Here is a 17,185-nt window from a genome sequence, read left to right as displayed (position 1 = left end):
AAACTCCATTACATCTTAGAATAAGGTTTAAATCGTTGTTCTAATTGACGCAGCTGATCAATACGCGCGTCATAACGGGCTTGCTGCAGGCTCCCCAATTTAACCTGGCTACTGGCACTGCTCAGTAGTGAGATGGCTTGATCAAGACGACCATTAATTGCCAGTAACTCAGCCCTGGCGGCCAATTCCTGATCCCTGTTGCCTGACGTGGCTTGTGCCTGTGCCAGTAGATCCCAGCCATTAGGATCATCAGGATGGGCAAAGGTGTAACGATTGAGGATCGTCACAGCCTCTGCCGGCTGACTGTTCTCAAGATAGGCATTGGCAAGGTTAATTTGCAGCACCGGGCTATTTTTCAGTCCAGGGGCATTTTTTAATCGATTAATGGCATCGTTATTGCGTTTCTGGCCTAAATCGATATCGGTGGCCAGGTCGAGAAACCAGGGGTTAGCAGGCTGTGCTGTAATCAGAGGATGCAGAAAATTACGTGCTTCATCCCATTTCTTTGCCTGCATCGCCTGAAGGGCCCTGGCGTAGCGTGCGGCGTTCTGTTCACGAATATTCCCCTTTGACCAGCTATCCAGGAGGTCATCGGTCAACTGGTTACGGCCAGTATTATACATTCCCAATACGCGGGCTTTAGCCAGGTAAAAATTCTCGGACGACTGTACGACCACCGGACGCATTTGATTAGCCCGGTTACGGGCATCAGAAAGGCGACTTTCAGGTAATGGGTGAGTTAGCAGCATCTCTGGCGGGCGGGTAGAGTAGCGGGATTGATCCAGTAGTTTTTCAAAGAAGCTTGGCATGGCCTGGGGATCAAAACCCGAACGTTGTAACACCTGTAGCCCAATCCGGTCGGCTTCTTGTTCATTTTGCTGGGTAAAACTAATTATGCCTTGCTGAGTCCCCGCCAGGGTTCCGGAAAGTGCCGCCATTCCAGCAGAAGGGTTTGCCATCGCTAGCAGGACAGAACCGAGTGCACCGGCCCAAGTGAGGGGCGCATTCTTTTTTTGATCTTCCATGGCTCGCGCCAAGTGACGCTGGGTAACGTGGGATATTTCATGCGCCATGACTGAAGCGAGCTGACTCTCCGTATCAGCATAGCGAAAAAGTGCTGAGTGCAGGACCACATTACCGCCAAAGAAGGCGAAGGCATTAATATCATCGTTATTGATTAAATAGAAATGAAAAGGGGTCTTGACTGAGTCAGCATGGCTGACCAGCCGTAGTCCCAGCGCATTAATATACTGGTTCAGTAACGGATCATTAATGAGTGGTGCACTGCCACGTAACTGACGCACATAGAAGTCGCCCATCTGCATCTCTTGGCCAATAGAAAGCGTACTCCCGGCCGTAGTACCTATGTCAGGCAGTTGGTTCATTGTATCGTCTGCAGTCGCAGGCAGACTTCCTGTCAGTAATGCGAACATCAGCGCGGTAATCAGTTGCTTTTTCAATGGCCTGATCATAACTGCTTTCCTGTAGAGTCGATGTCGAGTGCGACGAGTAAACAGAATAATGAATTTGCCTGCCAGACAGCAACTTTATCCCGTTGCGCTGGCAATGTCATTGTATCAGCTTCAGGATCGTCCAGAAGAGAGAATCTCCTCAAGTATAGGGGGGATTATGTGAGTTGTTGTATTGCAGCGTAAAAAGCAAAGTCTTTTCTGTTCCAATTAGTTACAATTCATGCCCACAATGCAGGTTCAGGATGTTTGTATGTTAGGTATGTTGTTACAGTGGTACCGCCGCCGTTTTAGTGACCCGGAAGCCATCGCTCTGCTGGTTATTCTGTTGGTGGGATTTGGCATCCTGTTTTTCTTCCATGGAATTCTTGCTCCCTTGCTGGTCGCGCTTGTGATGGCTTATCTGCTTGAATGGCCAACAGCAAGACTCGAACGCCTGGGGTGTTCACGAACCTGGGCCGCCAGTATTGTGCTGATTTTTTTCGTTGGCATTTTGTTGTTACTCGTTTTGGTGGTGGCCCCCCTCGCTTCCCAGCAAGGTGTTTATCTGATTCGCGATTTACCTGTAATGCTGAATCGACTGACGGATTATGCTTCTACTTTACCTCAACGTTATCCGACTTTAGTCGATGTCGGGGTCTTTGATGCGATGACGGAAAATATGCGTTCTCGCATGATGGGGGTCGGGGATCAGGTTCTGAAGGTGTCTCTGGCATCACTGGTAGGGCTCTTAACGCTGGCTATCTATTTGATACTGGTGCCGTTGATGGTTTTCTTTCTTCTTAAAGATAAAGAGCAGATGCTGCGTGCTGTGCGCGGTATTTTGCCCCGTAACCGTACCCTGGCAGAACAAGTCTGGGTTGAAATGAATCAGCAGGTTACCAACTATATTCGCGGAAAAGTGCTGGAGATGGTGGTGGTTGGTGTGGCCACCTATCTGGGCTTTATTGTCTTCGGATTAAATTATTCGTTACTGCTGGCCGTTCTGGTGGGGTTCTCTGTGCTTATCCCCTATATCGGGGCATTTGTGGTCACTATCCCGGTGGTGTTTATTGCTTTATTCCAGTTCGGTCATGGGCCAGAGTTCTGGACGCTACTGGCGGTTTATCTGATCATTCAGGCCCTGGACGGCAATGTTCTGGTTCCAGTACTGTTCTCTGAAGCGGTAAACCTGCACCCGTTAGTGATTATTTTGTCAGTGGTGATTTTTGGCGGTTTTTGGGGATTCTGGGGGGTGTTCTTCGCCATTCCTCTTGCCACCTTAGTAAAAGCGGTGGTTTATGCCTGGCCTAATGATACAGGCCCCAATGATGATGACACTGTTTTGCCCTGACACTCGGGAAAAATAAGCGGAAAAACGTCAGTTTTTCCGCTTATGACTGATTTATGCCATGACATTTAGGGGGCAATGGCCCGGTGACGTAAATGATTAAATTAACCGTGCTCTTTTAACCAGTTAACAACAACCTCGTGGTGGTTGCTGGTTTTGAAGTTATCAAAAACATGTTCAACTTTTCCATTGCCGTCCAGCAGGAAGCTAATACGATGGATACCATCGTAAGTTTTCCCCATAAAAGATTTCTCTCCCCAAACGCCAAACTGCTCGCAGACGTGATGGTCTTCATCGGACAGCAGGGTAAAGTTAAGCATATCTTTTTCGGCAAAACGGGACAGTTTTTCTGGTTTGTCAGTGCTGATACCCAACACCTCGACGCCATGCGCCTTAAGTTCATCCATGTTGTCGCGTAAACCGCAGGCTTGCACAGTACAGCCTGGTGTCATCGCTTTCGGATAGAAATAAACCAGAACGCGCTGTCCCTGGAAGTCGGTTAAATTTACTTGCTCACCGTCTTGATCAGGCAGGCTAAATTTGGGTGCAATATCACCGGCTTTCAGTGGGCTCATCGATTCTCTCCGTCTGTTTCAATCTTCTTGTTGTAGGTTAACCACGCTAATAGTGCCTTCTGCATTCAGTTCTGTACACAGTGATTTGAAAGCTTGCTGGATAATGCTCGCATCCTCAGAAGCCGGGCTGTGGGCAGTGATCTGAATATACAGTTTAGGCACGCGATCATCTTGCTCGGGTTTGGTACGCGATACCAGTTCTGCGATATTCATGTGATGAGTATCGAAAAGATGAGTAAAGCGCTCAATCAGATGGGGTGAGTCTGCGACTTCCACCTGGACCCATACGCTGACGGGCATGGGGGGGCGTTCTTGAGCTGATGTGCGCTTCATCACAATTAACAGATCCAGTTCCGCGCCTTTTAATGGTAGCGTTGACTCAATCAGGGTTATCGCATTCCAGCTCCCGGAAAGCAGCATGATGAAGGTGAACTCTTCCCCCAGGATAGCGAGGCGACTGTCTTCAATATTACAACCGCAACTACTGACGTGGCGGGTGATAGTATTGACGATACCTGGGCGGGCAGTTCCCAATGCAGTGATAACCAAATAATGGTGTGATGAGGGCGTCAAACGTATTCTTCCTGTATGTGGGGGGCGATTATCACTAGGAAAGCACAAAAAAAACCTGCTGCCAACCGCTTAGGGGCTTCTGGCTGCTTGCTTTTCTGATGGCACCAAACGTAACATTGAGGAACATGTTCGCACAGAGGGTCGCCAATGTTTACGGGAAGTATTGTCGCGTTAATTACACCGATGGATGAGAAAGGTCATGTCTGCCGCTCCAGTCTGAAAAAACTGATTGATTACCATATTGACGCTGGAACGTCGGCGATTGTCTCTGTGGGCACGACTGGTGAGTCAGCCACTCTGAGCCATGACGAACATGGCGACGTGGTGATGCTAACCCTGGACCTGGCTGACGGACGTATTCCGGTCATTGCTGGCACAGGTGCCAATGCCACGTCCGAAGCCATCTCTCTGACTAAGCGTTTCCACAATAGTGGCGTGATTGGCTGCCTTACTGTTACACCTTATTACAATCGTCCGACCCAGGAAGGCCTGTACCAGCACTTTAAAGCGATTGCTGAAAGTACCGACTTGCCACAGATGCTGTACAATGTCCCCTCGCGTACGGGGTGTGACATGCTGCCTGAAACGGTTGGCCGCCTGGCGAAGATCAAAAATATTATTGGTATCAAAGAAGCAACCGGGAACTTAATCCGCGTAAACCAGATCAAAGAGCTGGTTGAAGATGACTTTATCCTGGTGAGTGGCGATGATGCGAATGCATTAGACTTTATGCAGCTGGGTGGTCACGGGGTTATTTCTGTTACTGCTAACGTAGCCGCGCACCAGATGGCGGAAATGTGTAAACTGGCGGCAGAAGGACAATTTGCGAAAGCACGTAAGATTAATCAGCGTCTCATGCCGCTACACCATAAACTATTTGTAGAACCTAATCCTATTCCAGTCAAATGGGCTGCAAGGGAATTAGGTCTTGTAGCAACCGACACCTTACGTTTGCCGATGACACCGTTAACCGACGCAAGTCGCCCGGTCATTCTGGACGCACTTAAGCATGCCGGTTTGCTGTAAAAGCTAGGGAGATTTAATGGCTTACTCAGTACAGAAATCGACGGTGGCAAAAGTTGCTGTTGTCTCACTCGCCATGCTGCTGGCTGCCTGTAGCAGCGACCAGCGTTATAAGCGTCAAGTGAGCGGCGATGAGTCGTATTTGCAGGCAACACCGCTTGCGGAACTTCATGCTCCGGCGGGTATGATTCTGCCACTACAGAACGCACAGTACGATATTCCTGTGGTTCGTAGCAGTGATGCAATTGGTAAGGCGCTGGATATTCGTCCCCCAACCCAGGCTCTGTCACTGGTGAATGGCGGGCGAACAACGTTTGCAGGAAATACTGCGACACTGTTAGTCGAAGCGGCCATGGCTAATGGGCTGTGGCCACAAGTAGTGAGTATTCTCCAGGAAAATCGCTATACCATTACGGAACGCAGTGATGGTCAGCAAACCTTGACCACGGATTGGGTAGAGTGGAATCGTGCTGATGAAGATCAGCAGTACCGAGGTCGCTACCAGATCAGCGTTCTGCCTCAGGGGTATCAGCAGTCTATCGTAGTTAAGTTGCTGAACCTTGAACAGGCGGGTAAACCTGTCAGTGATACGGCTTCTGTGCAGCGCTACAGTGCTGAAATGCTTAATGCTATCAGTCTGGGTCTGGATAACGCGCAAACTGCTCAAAAAAATAGGCAGGATAACCGCAGCGTATCGCAGTTTGATGTGCAGAGCGCCGCTGATGACACAGGGTTACCGATGCTTGTGGTCAGAGCACCGTTTAATGCGGTCTGGACTAAACTGCCAGGGGCACTGGAAAAAGTAGGTATGAAGATAACCGATGCGACTCGCTCTACAGGCAGCATCGCGGTGACCTATAAACCTCTTTCAGACAGTGCCTGGACACAACTCGGGGCGAGAGATCCTGATCTTGTGGGCGGCGATTATAAACTGCAGGTTGGTGACCTGGATAACCGCAGTAGTATGCAGTTTATCGATCCTAAAGGGCACGCCCTGACACAGTCGCAAAACGACGCATTAGTCGCCGTATTCCAGGCGGCATTTAATTAATGATTGTTGAGGGTCGGTAACTACCGACCCTTTTTATTTAAGCATTATGTATCAACCCCAGACTGCAAAAGCAGTCGTAACACCTGGAGTGACAGAAAGATGCAAAAGCAAGCTGAGTTGTATCGTGGCAAAGCGAAGACCGTTTACAGTACGGATAATCCAGACCTGTTGGTACTCGAATTCCGCAATGATACGTCAGCAGGAGATGGCGCACGTATCGAACAGTTTGACCGTAAAGGAATGGTAAACAATAAGTTCAACCATTTTATTATGGCTAAACTGGAAGAGGCAGGCATTCCAACCCAAATGGAAGCGTTACTTTCCGACAACGAAGTGCTGGTAAAAAAACTGGATATGGTGCCGGTTGAGTGTGTCATCCGCAATCGCGCTGCCGGGTCGCTGGTCAAGCGTCTGGGTATTGAAGAGGGAACATTACTGAATCCACCTCTGTTCGACCTTTTCCTGAAAAATGATGCCATGCATGATCCCATGGTCAATGAGTCTTATTGCGAAACCTTCGGTTGGGTGAGCAAAGAACACCTCGCCCGTATGCGTGAACTGAGCTATAAAGCTAACGATGTTCTGAGTCAGTTATTTGATGACGCGGGACTCATCCTTGTAGACTTTAAGCTTGAGTTTGGTTTATTCAAGGGCCAGGTGGTGCTGGGCGATGAGTTTTCTCCAGATGGCAGCCGTTTGTGGGATAAAGAGACGCTTGAGAAGATGGACAAAGATCGTTTTCGCCAGAGTCTGGGCGGATTGATTGAAGCCTATGAAGTGGTAGCACACCGTCTTGGCGTTAAATTAGACTAACCGCGCAATCGTTTACGTTTTGTCAGGCACAGGGCCTGACATCGTGATCCTGTAATAAAAGGGACGCTATTTAGCGTCCTTTTTTCATGGTTTTACAGTGGTAATTAACCTATTAACCTTCTAGGATCTAGAGTAATAAAAGGCTAATCAGGTAGCGACTATGGGCAATCATGGGCAGCGTAACGGCAATAATCCAGAAAAAAAACTGAGAACCGTCCACCGATCACCGACGAGTTTCGGGCGGGGGATCTTTCGCATCCCTCGGGGAAAGGGAGGGATTATTTTGCTGGTGGTGGTGATTGTCGCCAGTTACTGCCAGGGACGCATTAGTGATTTTTTTACAAAAAAATCGGCCTCACCGAACGTGGTAGCAGCCCCGGTTACCCTCAAGGAACACATTGTTTCACCGGACAATGACGCGACCGAGTTTACCACCACGCTCATTGCTACCCTTGACGAAACGTGGCAGACCTTGTTTCAGACAAAGGGCCTTCCCTATCAGCCGCCACACATAGTGATATACAGGGAGCCTGTCCACACTCCTTGCCACAATGATAAGCTTGCCATCGGTACCTTTTATTGCCCACAGGACAACAGCGTCTACGTCTCGCTCACTTTGTATGATGAGATGAAAAAAACGCTCGGTGCCGGGGGGGACTTCACCCTGGGGTATGTTATTGCCCATGCTTTCGGGCATCATATTCAGCAGCAACTGAAGCTTGAAACCGGGGCAAGTGCGTCCCCGGAACACGAACTTCAGGCGGATTGTTTTGCCGGGCTTTGGGGGCACCGTATGGCTGAACAGCAAATTCTGAGTTCGGGTGACCTACAACAGGCACTCAATGTGGCCCGGATCATTGACGAAGAACAACGCCTTCGACCTCAGGGTACTATTTTACCTGAAACTTTCTCATATGCCCATTTAGATAAACGTTATCAATGGTTTAATCGTGGGTTTGTCAGTGGGGAACTGCAACAATGCCTTCATTTTGACGATATAGCGATGAACCCATGAATATCAAAATCCACCCTGTCACTCACCTGAGCCAGATAACAACGCAAATGGAGGTGAGTGGAATACGCCGTTTATTGGTGATAGCTGGCGAGGCGCCGTGGAGTGAGCAACAAGCTCGCCAGCTCTCCGCCCAGTTATCTGGGGACTGGCTATGGGTTGGTGAGGTCTCTGACTGGGCTCTGCATTGTGCGCCGTCGGCATTACGTACGCTGTTAGGACGGGAATTTCGTCATGGGATATTTGATGCCCGTAAAGGGTTCGATGCAGCGGCACTGGCTGCACTGGCAGGTACACTTAAGGCAGGAAGCTGGTTAGTGCTACTGGCGCCAGAGTGGCAAAACTGGGAGCATCAGCCTGACGCGGACTCCTGCCGATGGAGCGAAACCCCTGAGGCGATTGCAACCCCTCATTTTATCCAGCATTTACAGGGTTGTTTGATGAATGATACTGATGCCGTGGTGTGGCGACAGCATCATCCACTTAACCTCACGGGGTTAGCTGATTACCCCTCGTGGCAGCCAGTTCATCAGGGGCCACAGCAAGAGCAGGCATCAATACTGGCACAGCTGAATTTGCTTGAGCGTGGTGTTGCTGTAGTCACGGCACCACGGGGTCGCGGGAAGTCTTCTTTGGCGGGGATGTTGGCTGATAGCAGCCCCGGAGCGTGTCTGGTGAGTGCCCCCAGTAAAACTTCTACGGATGTACTGGCACAATTTGCCGGTAAAAAGTTTGTTTTTCTGGCTCCTGATGCTCTGGCGAAAAACAAACCGGAGGGGCATTTTGACTGGCTGATTGTCGATGAGGCGGCGGCGATCCCGGGCCCGTTGTTACAACAGATGATTTCCCACTTCCCCCGGGTGCTATTGACCACCACGGTACAAGGTTATGAAGGAACCGGGCGCGGTTTTCTACTGAAATTTTGTGCCTCATTACCCTCATGTCACTATTTTACGCTGAATCACCCCATACGCTGGGCTCAGGGCTGCCCCCTTGAACGCCTGATAGACAGAATGATGTTATTTGAGGAACCCGTCCTGGGCAGGTTACCCAGTGGAACGGTCAGTTTTTCACGTATTGAACCACATCTCTGGCCGCAGAATGCACAGCAGCTGGCCGATATCTATCGTTTACTCTCAGGGGCGCATTATCGAACGTCACCACTGGACTGGCGACGTCTCCTGGATGCCCCGGGTATGCACTACATTGCCGCCACGCGAGCAACGCATTGTGCTGGTGCGGTATGGCTGGTGGAAGAGGGGGGGCTTGATAAAAGCCTGAGTGGTCAAGTCTGGGGAGGATTTCGTCGCCCAAGAGGTAACCTGGTGGCTCAGTCGCTGGCAGCGCATGGCGGCAACCCATTAGCCGCTACTTTGTCTGGGCTACGAATTAGCCGTATAGCGGTTCATCCCAGTTGTCAGCGTCAGCAGCTTGGCAGTGAGCTTATTGAACAAGCCCGACAAATGGCCACAGGCGCGTTTGACTATCTGTCAGTCAGTTTTGGTTATACCGAGGAACTGTGGCGTTTCTGGCAACGGTGTGGTTTTCAGCTTGTACGTATGGGGAGCCAGCTTGAGGCCAGTAGCGGTTGTTACAACCTGATGGCGCTGTTGCCCCTTTCCCGGAAGGGGCACTGGTTAGTCCAGCATGAGCAACGGCGCCTGTTACGAAACACCCGCTGGCAGCTCCCCCTTCCAACGGGGGCCATTGAAAATAAACAGATGCTTTCTGATGATGAGCTCAGTGATGATGACTGGCTTGAACTGGCCGGTTTTGCCTTTGCTCATCGCTCCCTGGACAGCTCCCGTGGGGCATTGCAGCGGCTGTTACTGGGGTGTGAGCTGCCTCCTGGCGTTCTTCGTGGGGAGCTACAAGAGGGGGAAACTCGCGCCGCATTGGGGCAACTTTTCAAATTAAGTGGCCGTAAAGCCTTGCTGGCCGCCCAACGGCAGGAAACAGAAACCGCACTGTGTCAACTGGACAGTCAGCGTTGTGGAAGATTAAAGACCTGGGTGGCTCATATTCAGCAGGGGGAATTTTTGCCTGAATGTGATGGTGTTATTAATACGAACAAGTGGTTCAGTGACGGAAAAACGGGCTGAAAATCAGCCCGTTTGCATCCAGTGGTGACGATTAATGTTTTCCGGGGTTGCTGGTATCATCGTCATCGTCCCATTTATCGTTACAGTCACGATGGGGCGGTAATTCAGGTTTGTTGGCCAGATATTTCTTGTGGTCTACTCGACTTAAGTCTTTTATGACATTAATAAAAATGCCAACAAGAACCACCGGTACCATAATCCACCAATATTGTGATAACCACTCCATGGGATACCTCTCTGTGTTTGCCTTTCTTCAGGCGATTAACTGTTCCATAATGCGCTGATACATTCGTGCCAGCAACTGGAGATCTGACGCCTTCACACATTCATTAATTTTGTGAATTGTTGCATTCACTGGCCCCAGTTCAACAACCTGTGCTCCCATCTGGGCAATAAAACGCCCGTCCGAAGTGCCACCCGTGGTCAGTAACTGTGGTTTGATCTCATTGTAATGCTCGACAGCATGAACGACCGCATCCACCAGTTTGCCTCGCGGAGTCAGGAAGGGTTGTCCGGAAAGCCACCAGTCAAGGGTGTAACGTAACTGGTATTTATCCAACAGGGCGATAACCCGACGTTTGATGTCTCCGTCAGTGAGTTCTGTGCTAAAACGGAAGTTGAACTGTACAAATAACTCACCGGGGATCACATTATTGCTGCCCGTCCCTGCCTGAATATTGGCGATTTGCATACTGGTAGCCGGGAAAAATGTATTGCCTTTATCCCATTCCATCGCAACCAGTTCATTAAGCATAGGTGCGGCACGGTGAACAGGGTTATCCGCCAAATGCGGGTAAGCAACATGCCCTTGTACACCATGAAGGGTTAAGTTACAGGTCAGAGATCCCCGGCGGCCATTCTTTACTACATCACCCACTACTTCAGTACTGGAGGGCTCGCCGACCAGGCAGTAATCCAACCGTTCCTTGCGGGCCATGAGTGCTTCAACCACTTTTACGGTGCCATCATGAGCACTGGCTTCCTCATCGGAGGTGATCAAAAATGCCAGCCGCCCCTTATGACTGGGGTATTGAGCAACAAAACGTTCTGCCGCGACAACCATTGCAGCCAGTGAACCTTTCATATCTGCCGCGCCACGGCCAAATAACATGCCATCACGAATAGTGGGTTCAAATGGGGGATTAATCCAGCGCTCCGCGTCCCCCGGTGGCACTACGTCAGTATGTCCGGCAAATGCCAGGGTTTGACCTTGTCCGCGCCATGCCCAGAAATTCTGTGTTTTACCAAAATGCATCGGTTCAATGGTGAAGCCGATGCTACGCAGACGCTCTATCATTAATGCCTGACAGCCTGCATCATCCGGGCTCAGGGAAGGGCGACGAATAAGCTGTTGGGCCAGTTCAATAACCGGGCAGGACATAAGACTATACCTCGTTGATAAACTTCAGATAACTTGATTCATTAAAACCCAAAAGCATAGGCTTACCCGGCGCCCAGAGCAATGGGCGTTTAATGATTGCCGGCATCTCGAGCATCAGTTTTGCTGCACTTGGTCCGTCGGTAATCGCAGATCGTTGGGTTTCATCCAGTTTACGCCAGGTTGTGCCTCGCGTGTTCAGCAGGGCTTCCCATCCCAGTTCGGCAATAAAGTGGTCCAGTAAAGCAGGGTCCAGGCCATCAGTACGGTAGTCATGGAACTGATAATTAACGTTGTGTTGTTCCAGGAAACGACGGGCTTTTTTAATGGTGTCACAGTTTTTAATGCCATAAAGCTTAAGGATGGTTCCCGGACGTTCATTGGACATAAAAATCCCTCCTGTGTCGGTATGTGAGAGCCAGTCAGCACTTATCTGTTACGAATGGATCACTGCGTAAAAGAGGCCATCATAACTCAGTTTCCTGAGAGTTCGGTAACCGAATAGTTAACAATACGTTGAGACGAATCGGGTTAAGATAATACTCAGGAACACGCGTTGGGTATTATATAAATGCGATATACCGTTCAGGCATAAATTTCGTTTTGCTAAACCTGAACGCGTGGCATGGCTGTATCATATTTTGAAATTATTTGATGGTCTTCTTCATATATTTGGATTTAAAACTCTGATGTTAATATCTATAAGTAGTCAATAAATGCGGTATTAAATCCCAGATAATAATTATTACACTGATTATTAAATGTTTTATTTTTTTTCGCCTCTGGTTGTTTTAGATGTTTTTAAATGATTTAACATCAATGATGTTAAGAGATGTTTAAAATTTTAGTTGACTGTTAATCACCTGATCACGTATTAATGACCCCGCATACCCTGCAGGGTTTTAGCACTGTCATTCGCTTAGTTAATAAAATTGTAATATTTGAGGTAGACATGATCGACACTGAATTAGGGAACTGGAAAGATTTCATTGAGCAAATGTTGCGCAAAAAATAACCAGATAATAAAATAAATATCACGGCATAATTAACAAACAACTGTTAATACAACAATAAAGCGCCCTGTAGAGGCGCTTTATTGTTGGCGTCTAATCGGGGCGTTTACGTAAGGGAAAACGCTTACGCACTAAGACAAAGAAAAGGGGAACAAAGAATATGGCAAGGAAAGTGGCGGATATCATGCCGCCCATCACCCCGGTGCCTACCGCATGCTGGCTACTTGAACCCGCACCACTGCTGATAACCAGCGGTAATACCCCAAAGATAAAGGCTAAAGACGTCATCAGTATGGGACGCAGTCGCTGACGACAGGCGGTTAGCGTCGCGCTGAATAAATCCTGGCCACGAGTATTCAAGTCATTGGCAAATTCCACGATCAGAATGGCATTTTTTGCCGACAGGCCGATAACGGTCAACAGTCCGACCTGGAAATAGACATCATTTTCCAGACCGCGCAACGCGGTCGCGGCCAGGGCACCAATCACCCCTAACGGGACAATCAACATCACCGAAAAGGGGATAGACCAGCTTTCATATAGCGCAGCCAGACAGAGGAAAATAACCAATAATGATAAGGCATACAGTGCCGGGGCCTGGGCACCAGACAGACGTTCCTGATAAGAAAGGCCTGTCCACTCCAGCCCAAATCCACTAGGTAACTGACTAACCAGTTGCTCCATGACCGCCATTGCCGTACCGCTACTGACCCCCGGCGCTGCTTCACCCACAATTTCCAGGGATGACGTGCCATTATAACGTTCCAGACGTGATGACCCTGTCTCCCAGTGAGAGGTGGCAAAAGCCGAGAAAGGCACCATCTCACCCTCGTTATTACGCACATACCAACGGGAAATGTCATCAGGCTGCATACGATACTGTGCCGCTGCTTGCACATAGACCTTTTTCACTCGGCCCCGGTCCATAAAATCATTGACGTAGCTTGAACCCCAGGCCGTCTGGAGCGTATTGTTGATATCCTCGATAGAGAGACCCAGCGCCTGGGCTTTATGCTGGTCAATGTCGATTTGTAACTGTGGACTATCGTCGAGGCCATTATGACGGACACGTGTCAGCAATGGGTTCTCGCTCGCCATGCCGAGTAATTGGTCTCGAGCCGCCATTAATGCCTGGTGTCCCGCCCCTGCATTATCCTGTAATTCGAGGTCAAAGCCGGTGGCGCTGCCCAGACCACTGATAGCCGGGGGACTACTGGCATAAACCCGGGCTTCGGGAATTTGAGCAAGGGCCTTTGTGGCTCTGTTGATAATCGCCTCAGCACTGCCTGTTTTACTGTCACGCTGCCCCCATTCTTTGAGGCGAATAAACAGTCGGGCGACGTTTTGCCCGTTCCCGCCCGGGCCTGAACCAAGGGTGGAGAATACCGAAACGACATTCTCTTTTTCCTGAGTCAGATAATAATGCTCAATTTTCTCTACCACCTTCAGTGTTTGTTGCTGAGTTGAACCGCTCGGCAGCTGGACTGACGTAGAGAATACTCCCCGGTCTTCCGTGGGCAGGAACGACGTGGGTAAGCGCATAAATAAAATAATCATCCCTGCGACTAACAGAGCATAAATCACCAGCCAGCGCAGGCTTCGTGCGAGAATTTTCCCCACCAGACTTTCATAGCGCAGTGCTGCCCGGTCAAACTGGTGATTAAACCAACCGAAAAAGCCTTTCTGGCTATGTAATTCCCCTTCAGGAAGCGGTTTTAACAAGGTGGCGCAGAGTGCCGGGGTTAAAATTAATGCCACCAGTACAGAGAGCACCATCGCCGAAACTATGGTGACAGAGAACTGTCGATAAATTGCCCCTGTGGTACCACCAAAAAAGGCCATAGGCACAAATACCGCCGACAAAACCAGCCCAATCCCCACGAGGGCTCCCTGAATCTGTCCCATGGATTTCCGGGTCGCTGCAGCGGGGGATAACCCCTCTTCACTCATTATTCGTTCTACATTTTCCACCACGACGATGGCATCATCCACAAGCAGACCAATGGCCAGGACCATGGCAAACATCGTCAGGGTATTAATGCTAAAGCCAAAAGCATACAGCACCACGAAGGTGCCCAGTAGTACTACTGGCACCGCAATCGTGGGTATTAGTGTTGCCCGGAAGTTTTGTAAAAACAGATACATCACCAGAAAAACCAGAACAATGGCCTCCAGTAAAGTTTTTACCACATCCTGAATTGAGGCCTTAACAAAGGGGGTCGTTTCAAAAGCAATTCGGGCTTCGAGCCCTGCTGGAAAATAGTGTGACAACTCAGCGATTTTATCTCTGACGACTTTGTCTGTTGTGACCTCATTGGCGCCAGACGCAAGTTTAATGCCTAAGCCAGAAGCGGGCTTACCATTGTAACGACTAAGGAAATCATAACGTTCAGCCCCCAGCTCTACCTCAGCCACATCACCGAGCGTTATCTGAGAACCATTCTTATTGACTCTTAATGTGATGGCGCGAAACTGCTCCGGGGTTTGCAGCAGGGATTGGGAGTTGATGGTGGCATTCAGCGTCTGGGTATCAAGGGAGGGCGATCCTCCTAACTGTCCAACCGCGATTTGTGCATTTTGAGCCTTAATTTTGTCTACGACATCCTGAGGCGTGAGCTGGTAGCTGGTGAGCTTGATAGGGTCCAGCCAAATGCGCATTGCGTATTGGGAACCATACGCATCCACATCACCGACGCCTTCAAGACGACTGATAGGGTCCTGGATCTGACTGGCAACATAGTCGGCGATATCTTGTTTATCCATGCTGCCGTCAGTGGAAACAAAAGCGACCATTAATATATTGGTATCGCCAGTTTTACGCACATTGACCCCTTGTGCCTGAACTGGCTGAGGGAGTTTACGCAGTGCGGATTGCAGCTGATTCTGTACCTGCTGTACCGCTTCATTAGGGTCTGTCCCGGCCTTAAAACTCAGGGTTATTGTCGCCTGGCCGACGGCATTACTCTGGGATGACATATACATCAGGTTATCAAGGCCGGTCAGGCTTTGTTCTATTACTTGGGTGACGGTGTTTTCTAAGGTTTGTGCTGACGCTCCTGGGTAATTGGCTGTGATGCGCACATTGGGTGGTGCCAGATCAGGGTACTGCTCAACGGGAAGGGTTAAAATAGCAAGTGTGCCAGCCAGGGATAATATTATCGCCAGTACCCAGGCAAAAATGGGGCGTGAAATGAAAAAATTTGCCATGCAATACAACCCCTTAAAAAGTACTTTTTTTTAATAAAATTCATCACACTTTAATATCAGGAGGCGCCTGAAACGTGGAGAAATTACGAAGATAGTGTAAATAATCTCTACGAATGCAGAGCCAGCCCCCTGTTACCGTTTGAATTCTCGCGTGTCAGGCAGTAGAAAACTGACAATACAGTATCTGTATGTCTGTGATGTTAATATTAAAGAAGTTAAAATATCGAAATGATATTCAGGTATATCCGCTTATTTTTTCAGTGCCTCGGCAATATTATTGACGGCGGAAACCACTTCATTGGAGCTGGCATTAACCTCTTCCATAACGCTACCTGCATCTTTGGCCAGATTAACGCAGTGTGCAACGTCCAGTAGATTAGATTCTATTATATTCAAAGCATTATCAGTTATTGACTGGTTATGTTTGACCTTGTGCTCTATCTCACTGGTTGCCAGATTGATGTTGTGCGACAAAGTGCGGACTTCATTGGCTACCACAGCAAAACCACGTCCGTGCTGGCCCGCTCTCGCGGCCTCAATGGCGGCATTCAATGCCAGCAGGTTGGTCTGATTAGCAATACGTCGGATATTCTCTACCAGATTGCCAATACTGTCGGAAATTTCATTCAATTCATTGATATTATTGGAAATTGCGTGTAGTTCATCTGCTAATTTATTTATAGTCACAATGCTTTTTTCCATCACTGCGGCACCGAAATGAGTTCGGTCACTGGTACGTATTGCAGCCTGATAGGCCTGTTGTGCTGCCTGGCGCTCTTGTATATTTCTCTCTACCTGTTCCGTGACATCGGTCGCAAATTTTACAACTTCATACAGTTCACCAGCGTCGTTGAATACCGGGGTATAAGTGGCTCGTAACCAGCGGCTTTCCCCCTGCCTGGTCAGGCGCTGAAATTGACCGGAAATGAATTCACCATTATTCAGTCGCTGCCAAAAGCGATGGTATTCGGGGGTATTCGTACTTTCAGGCAAACAAAACTGACTGTGGTGATGACCGATGATTTCATCCGCACCATAGCCCATAATATTAAGAAAGTTGGCATTGGCACTTATTGTAAAACCCTGTAAGTTAAAGGTTATTACGGCCATTGACCGGTTAATTGCTGTCGTCATGGCGCGTTGTTTCTGGGAGTCAAGAATGTGTTCAGTGATATCCTTACCCATTTTTACGACCTTAATGACCTGGCCGCTTGCAGATTTCACGGGCACATAATGCGCTTCAAGCCAAACCGGATGGCCATTTTTACCTAAACGTAAATATTTATCACTAAAGCTTTCGCCCCGGTACAGTCGCTGCCAGAACTCCCGATACTGTGGTGACTGGTAGTCATCAGGGGGGCAAAATAGACGATGGTGCTGGCCAATGATTTCCTCCAGTTCATAACCCATACATTGAAGAAATAGGTCATTAGCCGTGATGATTTCACCTTCAGGTGTAAACTCGATGGTTGCTATCGCGTTATGTAATGAATTAAGAGTAACAGCACTATGTTTAGGTTTATTTCGCCTGAAACTTAACAGTTTTTTTTTGAATTTCATTTTGTTAATAATCTTTTTCTGTTCAGATATATCGGAAATAGACGAATATTGATCACGCATGCTAGCATTTTTTTTTGAT

At 48.8% G+C, this 17,185-nt stretch carries 15 protein-coding genes; 7 read left to right on the top strand and 8 right to left on the bottom strand.

What is annotated here, in order from left to right; genetic code table 11:
* Nucleotides 1-8: 8 nt before the first annotated feature.
* Nucleotides 9-1,472 (bottom strand): beta-barrel assembly-enhancing protease, encoded by a 1,464-nt coding sequence (bepA, locus tag JK154_RS11100; protein WP_211992603.1) that lies wholly within the window; start codon nucleotides 1,470-1,472, stop codon nucleotides 9-11.
* 250 nt (nucleotides 1,473-1,722) lie between these two features.
* On the opposite strand from bepA, the gene JK154_RS11095 reads away from it, so the two are divergent.
* Entirely contained in the window at nucleotides 1,723-2,802 is a 1,080-nt protein-coding gene (locus JK154_RS11095) for an AI-2E family transporter (RefSeq protein WP_211992602.1), read from the top strand.
* Between the two features lie 101 nt (nucleotides 2,803-2,903).
* Here JK154_RS11095 and bcp read toward each other — a convergent pair whose 3' ends face one another.
* Together bcp and JK154_RS11085 are read right to left on the bottom strand one after the other, a co-directional pair.
* Complete coding sequence (gene bcp / locus JK154_RS11090; protein ID WP_211992601.1) at nucleotides 2,904-3,374, bottom strand: thioredoxin-dependent thiol peroxidase; 471 nt, start codon at nucleotides 3,372-3,374, stop codon at nucleotides 2,904-2,906.
* Between the two features lie 18 nt (nucleotides 3,375-3,392).
* The gene (locus tag JK154_RS11085; RefSeq protein ID WP_211992600.1) at nucleotides 3,393-3,947 is read right to left on the bottom strand and encodes a glycine cleavage system transcriptional repressor; all 555 of its coding nucleotides are present in this window, start codon (nucleotides 3,945-3,947) and stop codon (nucleotides 3,393-3,395) included.
* Between the two features lie 147 nt (nucleotides 3,948-4,094).
* On the opposite strand from JK154_RS11085, the gene dapA reads away from it, so the two are divergent.
* The 5 genes from dapA (at nucleotide 4,095) to JK154_RS11060 (ending at nucleotide 9,948) form a co-directional block, all read left to right on the top strand.
* A complete protein-coding gene (gene dapA / locus JK154_RS11080) occupies nucleotides 4,095-4,973 on the top strand; it encodes a 4-hydroxy-tetrahydrodipicolinate synthase (RefSeq protein ID WP_211992599.1) in 879 nt (292 codons plus the stop codon).
* A 16-nt stretch (nucleotides 4,974-4,989) separates the two neighbouring features.
* On the top strand, nucleotides 4,990-6,021 hold the full coding sequence (bamC, locus tag JK154_RS11075) for an outer membrane protein assembly factor BamC (RefSeq protein WP_211992598.1): 1,032 nt from the start codon (nucleotides 4,990-4,992) through the stop codon (nucleotides 6,019-6,021).
* Nucleotides 6,022-6,120: 99 nt separating this feature from the next.
* Complete coding sequence (purC, locus tag JK154_RS11070) at nucleotides 6,121-6,834, top strand: phosphoribosylaminoimidazolesuccinocarboxamide synthase (RefSeq protein ID WP_211992597.1); 714 nt, start codon at nucleotides 6,121-6,123, stop codon at nucleotides 6,832-6,834.
* 160 nt (nucleotides 6,835-6,994) lie between these two features.
* Nucleotides 6,995-7,849 (top strand): neutral zinc metallopeptidase, encoded by an 855-nt coding sequence (locus JK154_RS11065; protein ID WP_211992596.1) that lies wholly within the window; start codon nucleotides 6,995-6,997, stop codon nucleotides 7,847-7,849.
* Nucleotides 7,846-9,948: a GNAT family N-acetyltransferase gene (locus JK154_RS11060; RefSeq protein WP_283093671.1), complete on the top strand. Its 2,103-nt coding sequence runs from the start codon at nucleotides 7,846-7,848 to the stop codon at nucleotides 9,946-9,948. The genes JK154_RS11065 and JK154_RS11060 overlap by 4 nt, the downstream gene beginning before the upstream one ends.
* Nucleotides 9,949-9,979: 31 nt before the next feature.
* Here the strand turns inward: JK154_RS11060 and JK154_RS11055 are convergent, their stop codons facing one another.
* From JK154_RS11055 to JK154_RS11045, 3 genes are read right to left on the bottom strand one after another with little or no spacing between them, the layout of a single operon-like run.
* Nucleotides 9,980-10,174 (bottom strand): YpfN family protein, encoded by a 195-nt coding sequence (locus tag JK154_RS11055; protein WP_211992595.1) that lies wholly within the window; start codon nucleotides 10,172-10,174, stop codon nucleotides 9,980-9,982.
* Between the two features lie 27 nt (nucleotides 10,175-10,201).
* Nucleotides 10,202-11,329, bottom strand: coding sequence for a succinyl-diaminopimelate desuccinylase (dapE, locus tag JK154_RS11050; protein WP_211992594.1), 1,128 nt, complete (start codon nucleotides 11,327-11,329; stop codon nucleotides 10,202-10,204).
* Nucleotides 11,330-11,333: 4 nt separating this feature from the next.
* Complete coding sequence (locus tag JK154_RS11045) at nucleotides 11,334-11,690, bottom strand: ArsC family reductase (RefSeq protein ID WP_211992785.1); 357 nt, start codon at nucleotides 11,688-11,690, stop codon at nucleotides 11,334-11,336.
* A 588-nt stretch (nucleotides 11,691-12,278) separates the two neighbouring features.
* On the opposite strand from JK154_RS11045, the gene ypfM reads away from it, so the two are divergent.
* Nucleotides 12,279-12,341, top strand: a complete 63-nt coding sequence (ypfM, locus tag JK154_RS11040) for a protein YpfM (protein WP_211992784.1) — start codon at nucleotides 12,279-12,281, stop codon at nucleotides 12,339-12,341.
* 91 nt (nucleotides 12,342-12,432) lie between these two features.
* On the opposite strand, the gene acrD is transcribed toward ypfM, so the two are convergent.
* Together acrD and JK154_RS11030 are read right to left on the bottom strand one after the other, a co-directional pair.
* Nucleotides 12,433-15,546: a multidrug efflux RND transporter permease AcrD gene (gene acrD / locus JK154_RS11035; protein ID WP_211992593.1), complete on the bottom strand. Its 3,114-nt coding sequence runs from the start codon at nucleotides 15,544-15,546 to the stop codon at nucleotides 12,433-12,435.
* Between the two features lie 249 nt (nucleotides 15,547-15,795).
* Nucleotides 15,796-17,106, bottom strand: a complete 1,311-nt coding sequence (locus tag JK154_RS11030; RefSeq protein ID WP_211992592.1) for a PAS domain-containing methyl-accepting chemotaxis protein — start codon at nucleotides 17,104-17,106, stop codon at nucleotides 15,796-15,798.
* Between the last annotated feature and the right edge of the window lie 79 nt (nucleotides 17,107-17,185).

Origin of the sequence: Citrobacter sp. JGM124 (assembly GCF_018257795.1) — a bacterium.
GTDB lineage: Bacteria > Pseudomonadota > Gammaproteobacteria > Enterobacterales > Enterobacteriaceae > JGM124.
The sequence above is the reverse complement of the archived record's forward strand: the minus strand, read 5'-3'. Positions and strand labels throughout refer to the sequence as shown.

Coding starts and splice junctions, on each gene's coding strand:
- bepA (WP_211992603.1), bottom strand. CDS start 1,472: ATGATCAGGCCATTGAAAAAGCAACTGATTACCGCGCTGATGTTCGCA.
- JK154_RS11095 (WP_211992602.1), top strand. CDS start 1,723: ATGTTAGGTATGTTGTTACAGTGGTACCGCCGCCGTTTTAGTGACCCG.
- bcp (WP_211992601.1), bottom strand. CDS start 3,374: ATGAGCCCACTGAAAGCCGGTGATATTGCACCCAAATTTAGCCTGCCT.
- dapA (WP_211992599.1), top strand. CDS start 4,095: ATGTTTACGGGAAGTATTGTCGCGTTAATTACACCGATGGATGAGAAA.
- bamC (WP_211992598.1), top strand. CDS start 4,990: ATGGCTTACTCAGTACAGAAATCGACGGTGGCAAAAGTTGCTGTTGTC.
- purC (WP_211992597.1), top strand. CDS start 6,121: ATGCAAAAGCAAGCTGAGTTGTATCGTGGCAAAGCGAAGACCGTTTAC.
- JK154_RS11065 (WP_211992596.1), top strand. CDS start 6,995: ATGGGCAATCATGGGCAGCGTAACGGCAATAATCCAGAAAAAAAACTG.
- JK154_RS11060 (WP_283093671.1), top strand. CDS start 7,846: ATGAATATCAAAATCCACCCTGTCACTCACCTGAGCCAGATAACAACG.
- JK154_RS11055 (WP_211992595.1), bottom strand. CDS start 10,174: ATGGAGTGGTTATCACAATATTGGTGGATTATGGTACCGGTGGTTCTT.
- dapE (WP_211992594.1), bottom strand. CDS start 11,329: ATGTCCTGCCCGGTTATTGAACTGGCCCAACAGCTTATTCGTCGCCCT.
- acrD (WP_211992593.1), bottom strand. CDS start 15,546: ATGGCAAATTTTTTCATTTCACGCCCCATTTTTGCCTGGGTACTGGCG.
- JK154_RS11030 (WP_211992592.1), bottom strand. CDS start 17,106: ATGAAATTCAAAAAAAAACTGTTAAGTTTCAGGCGAAATAAACCTAAA.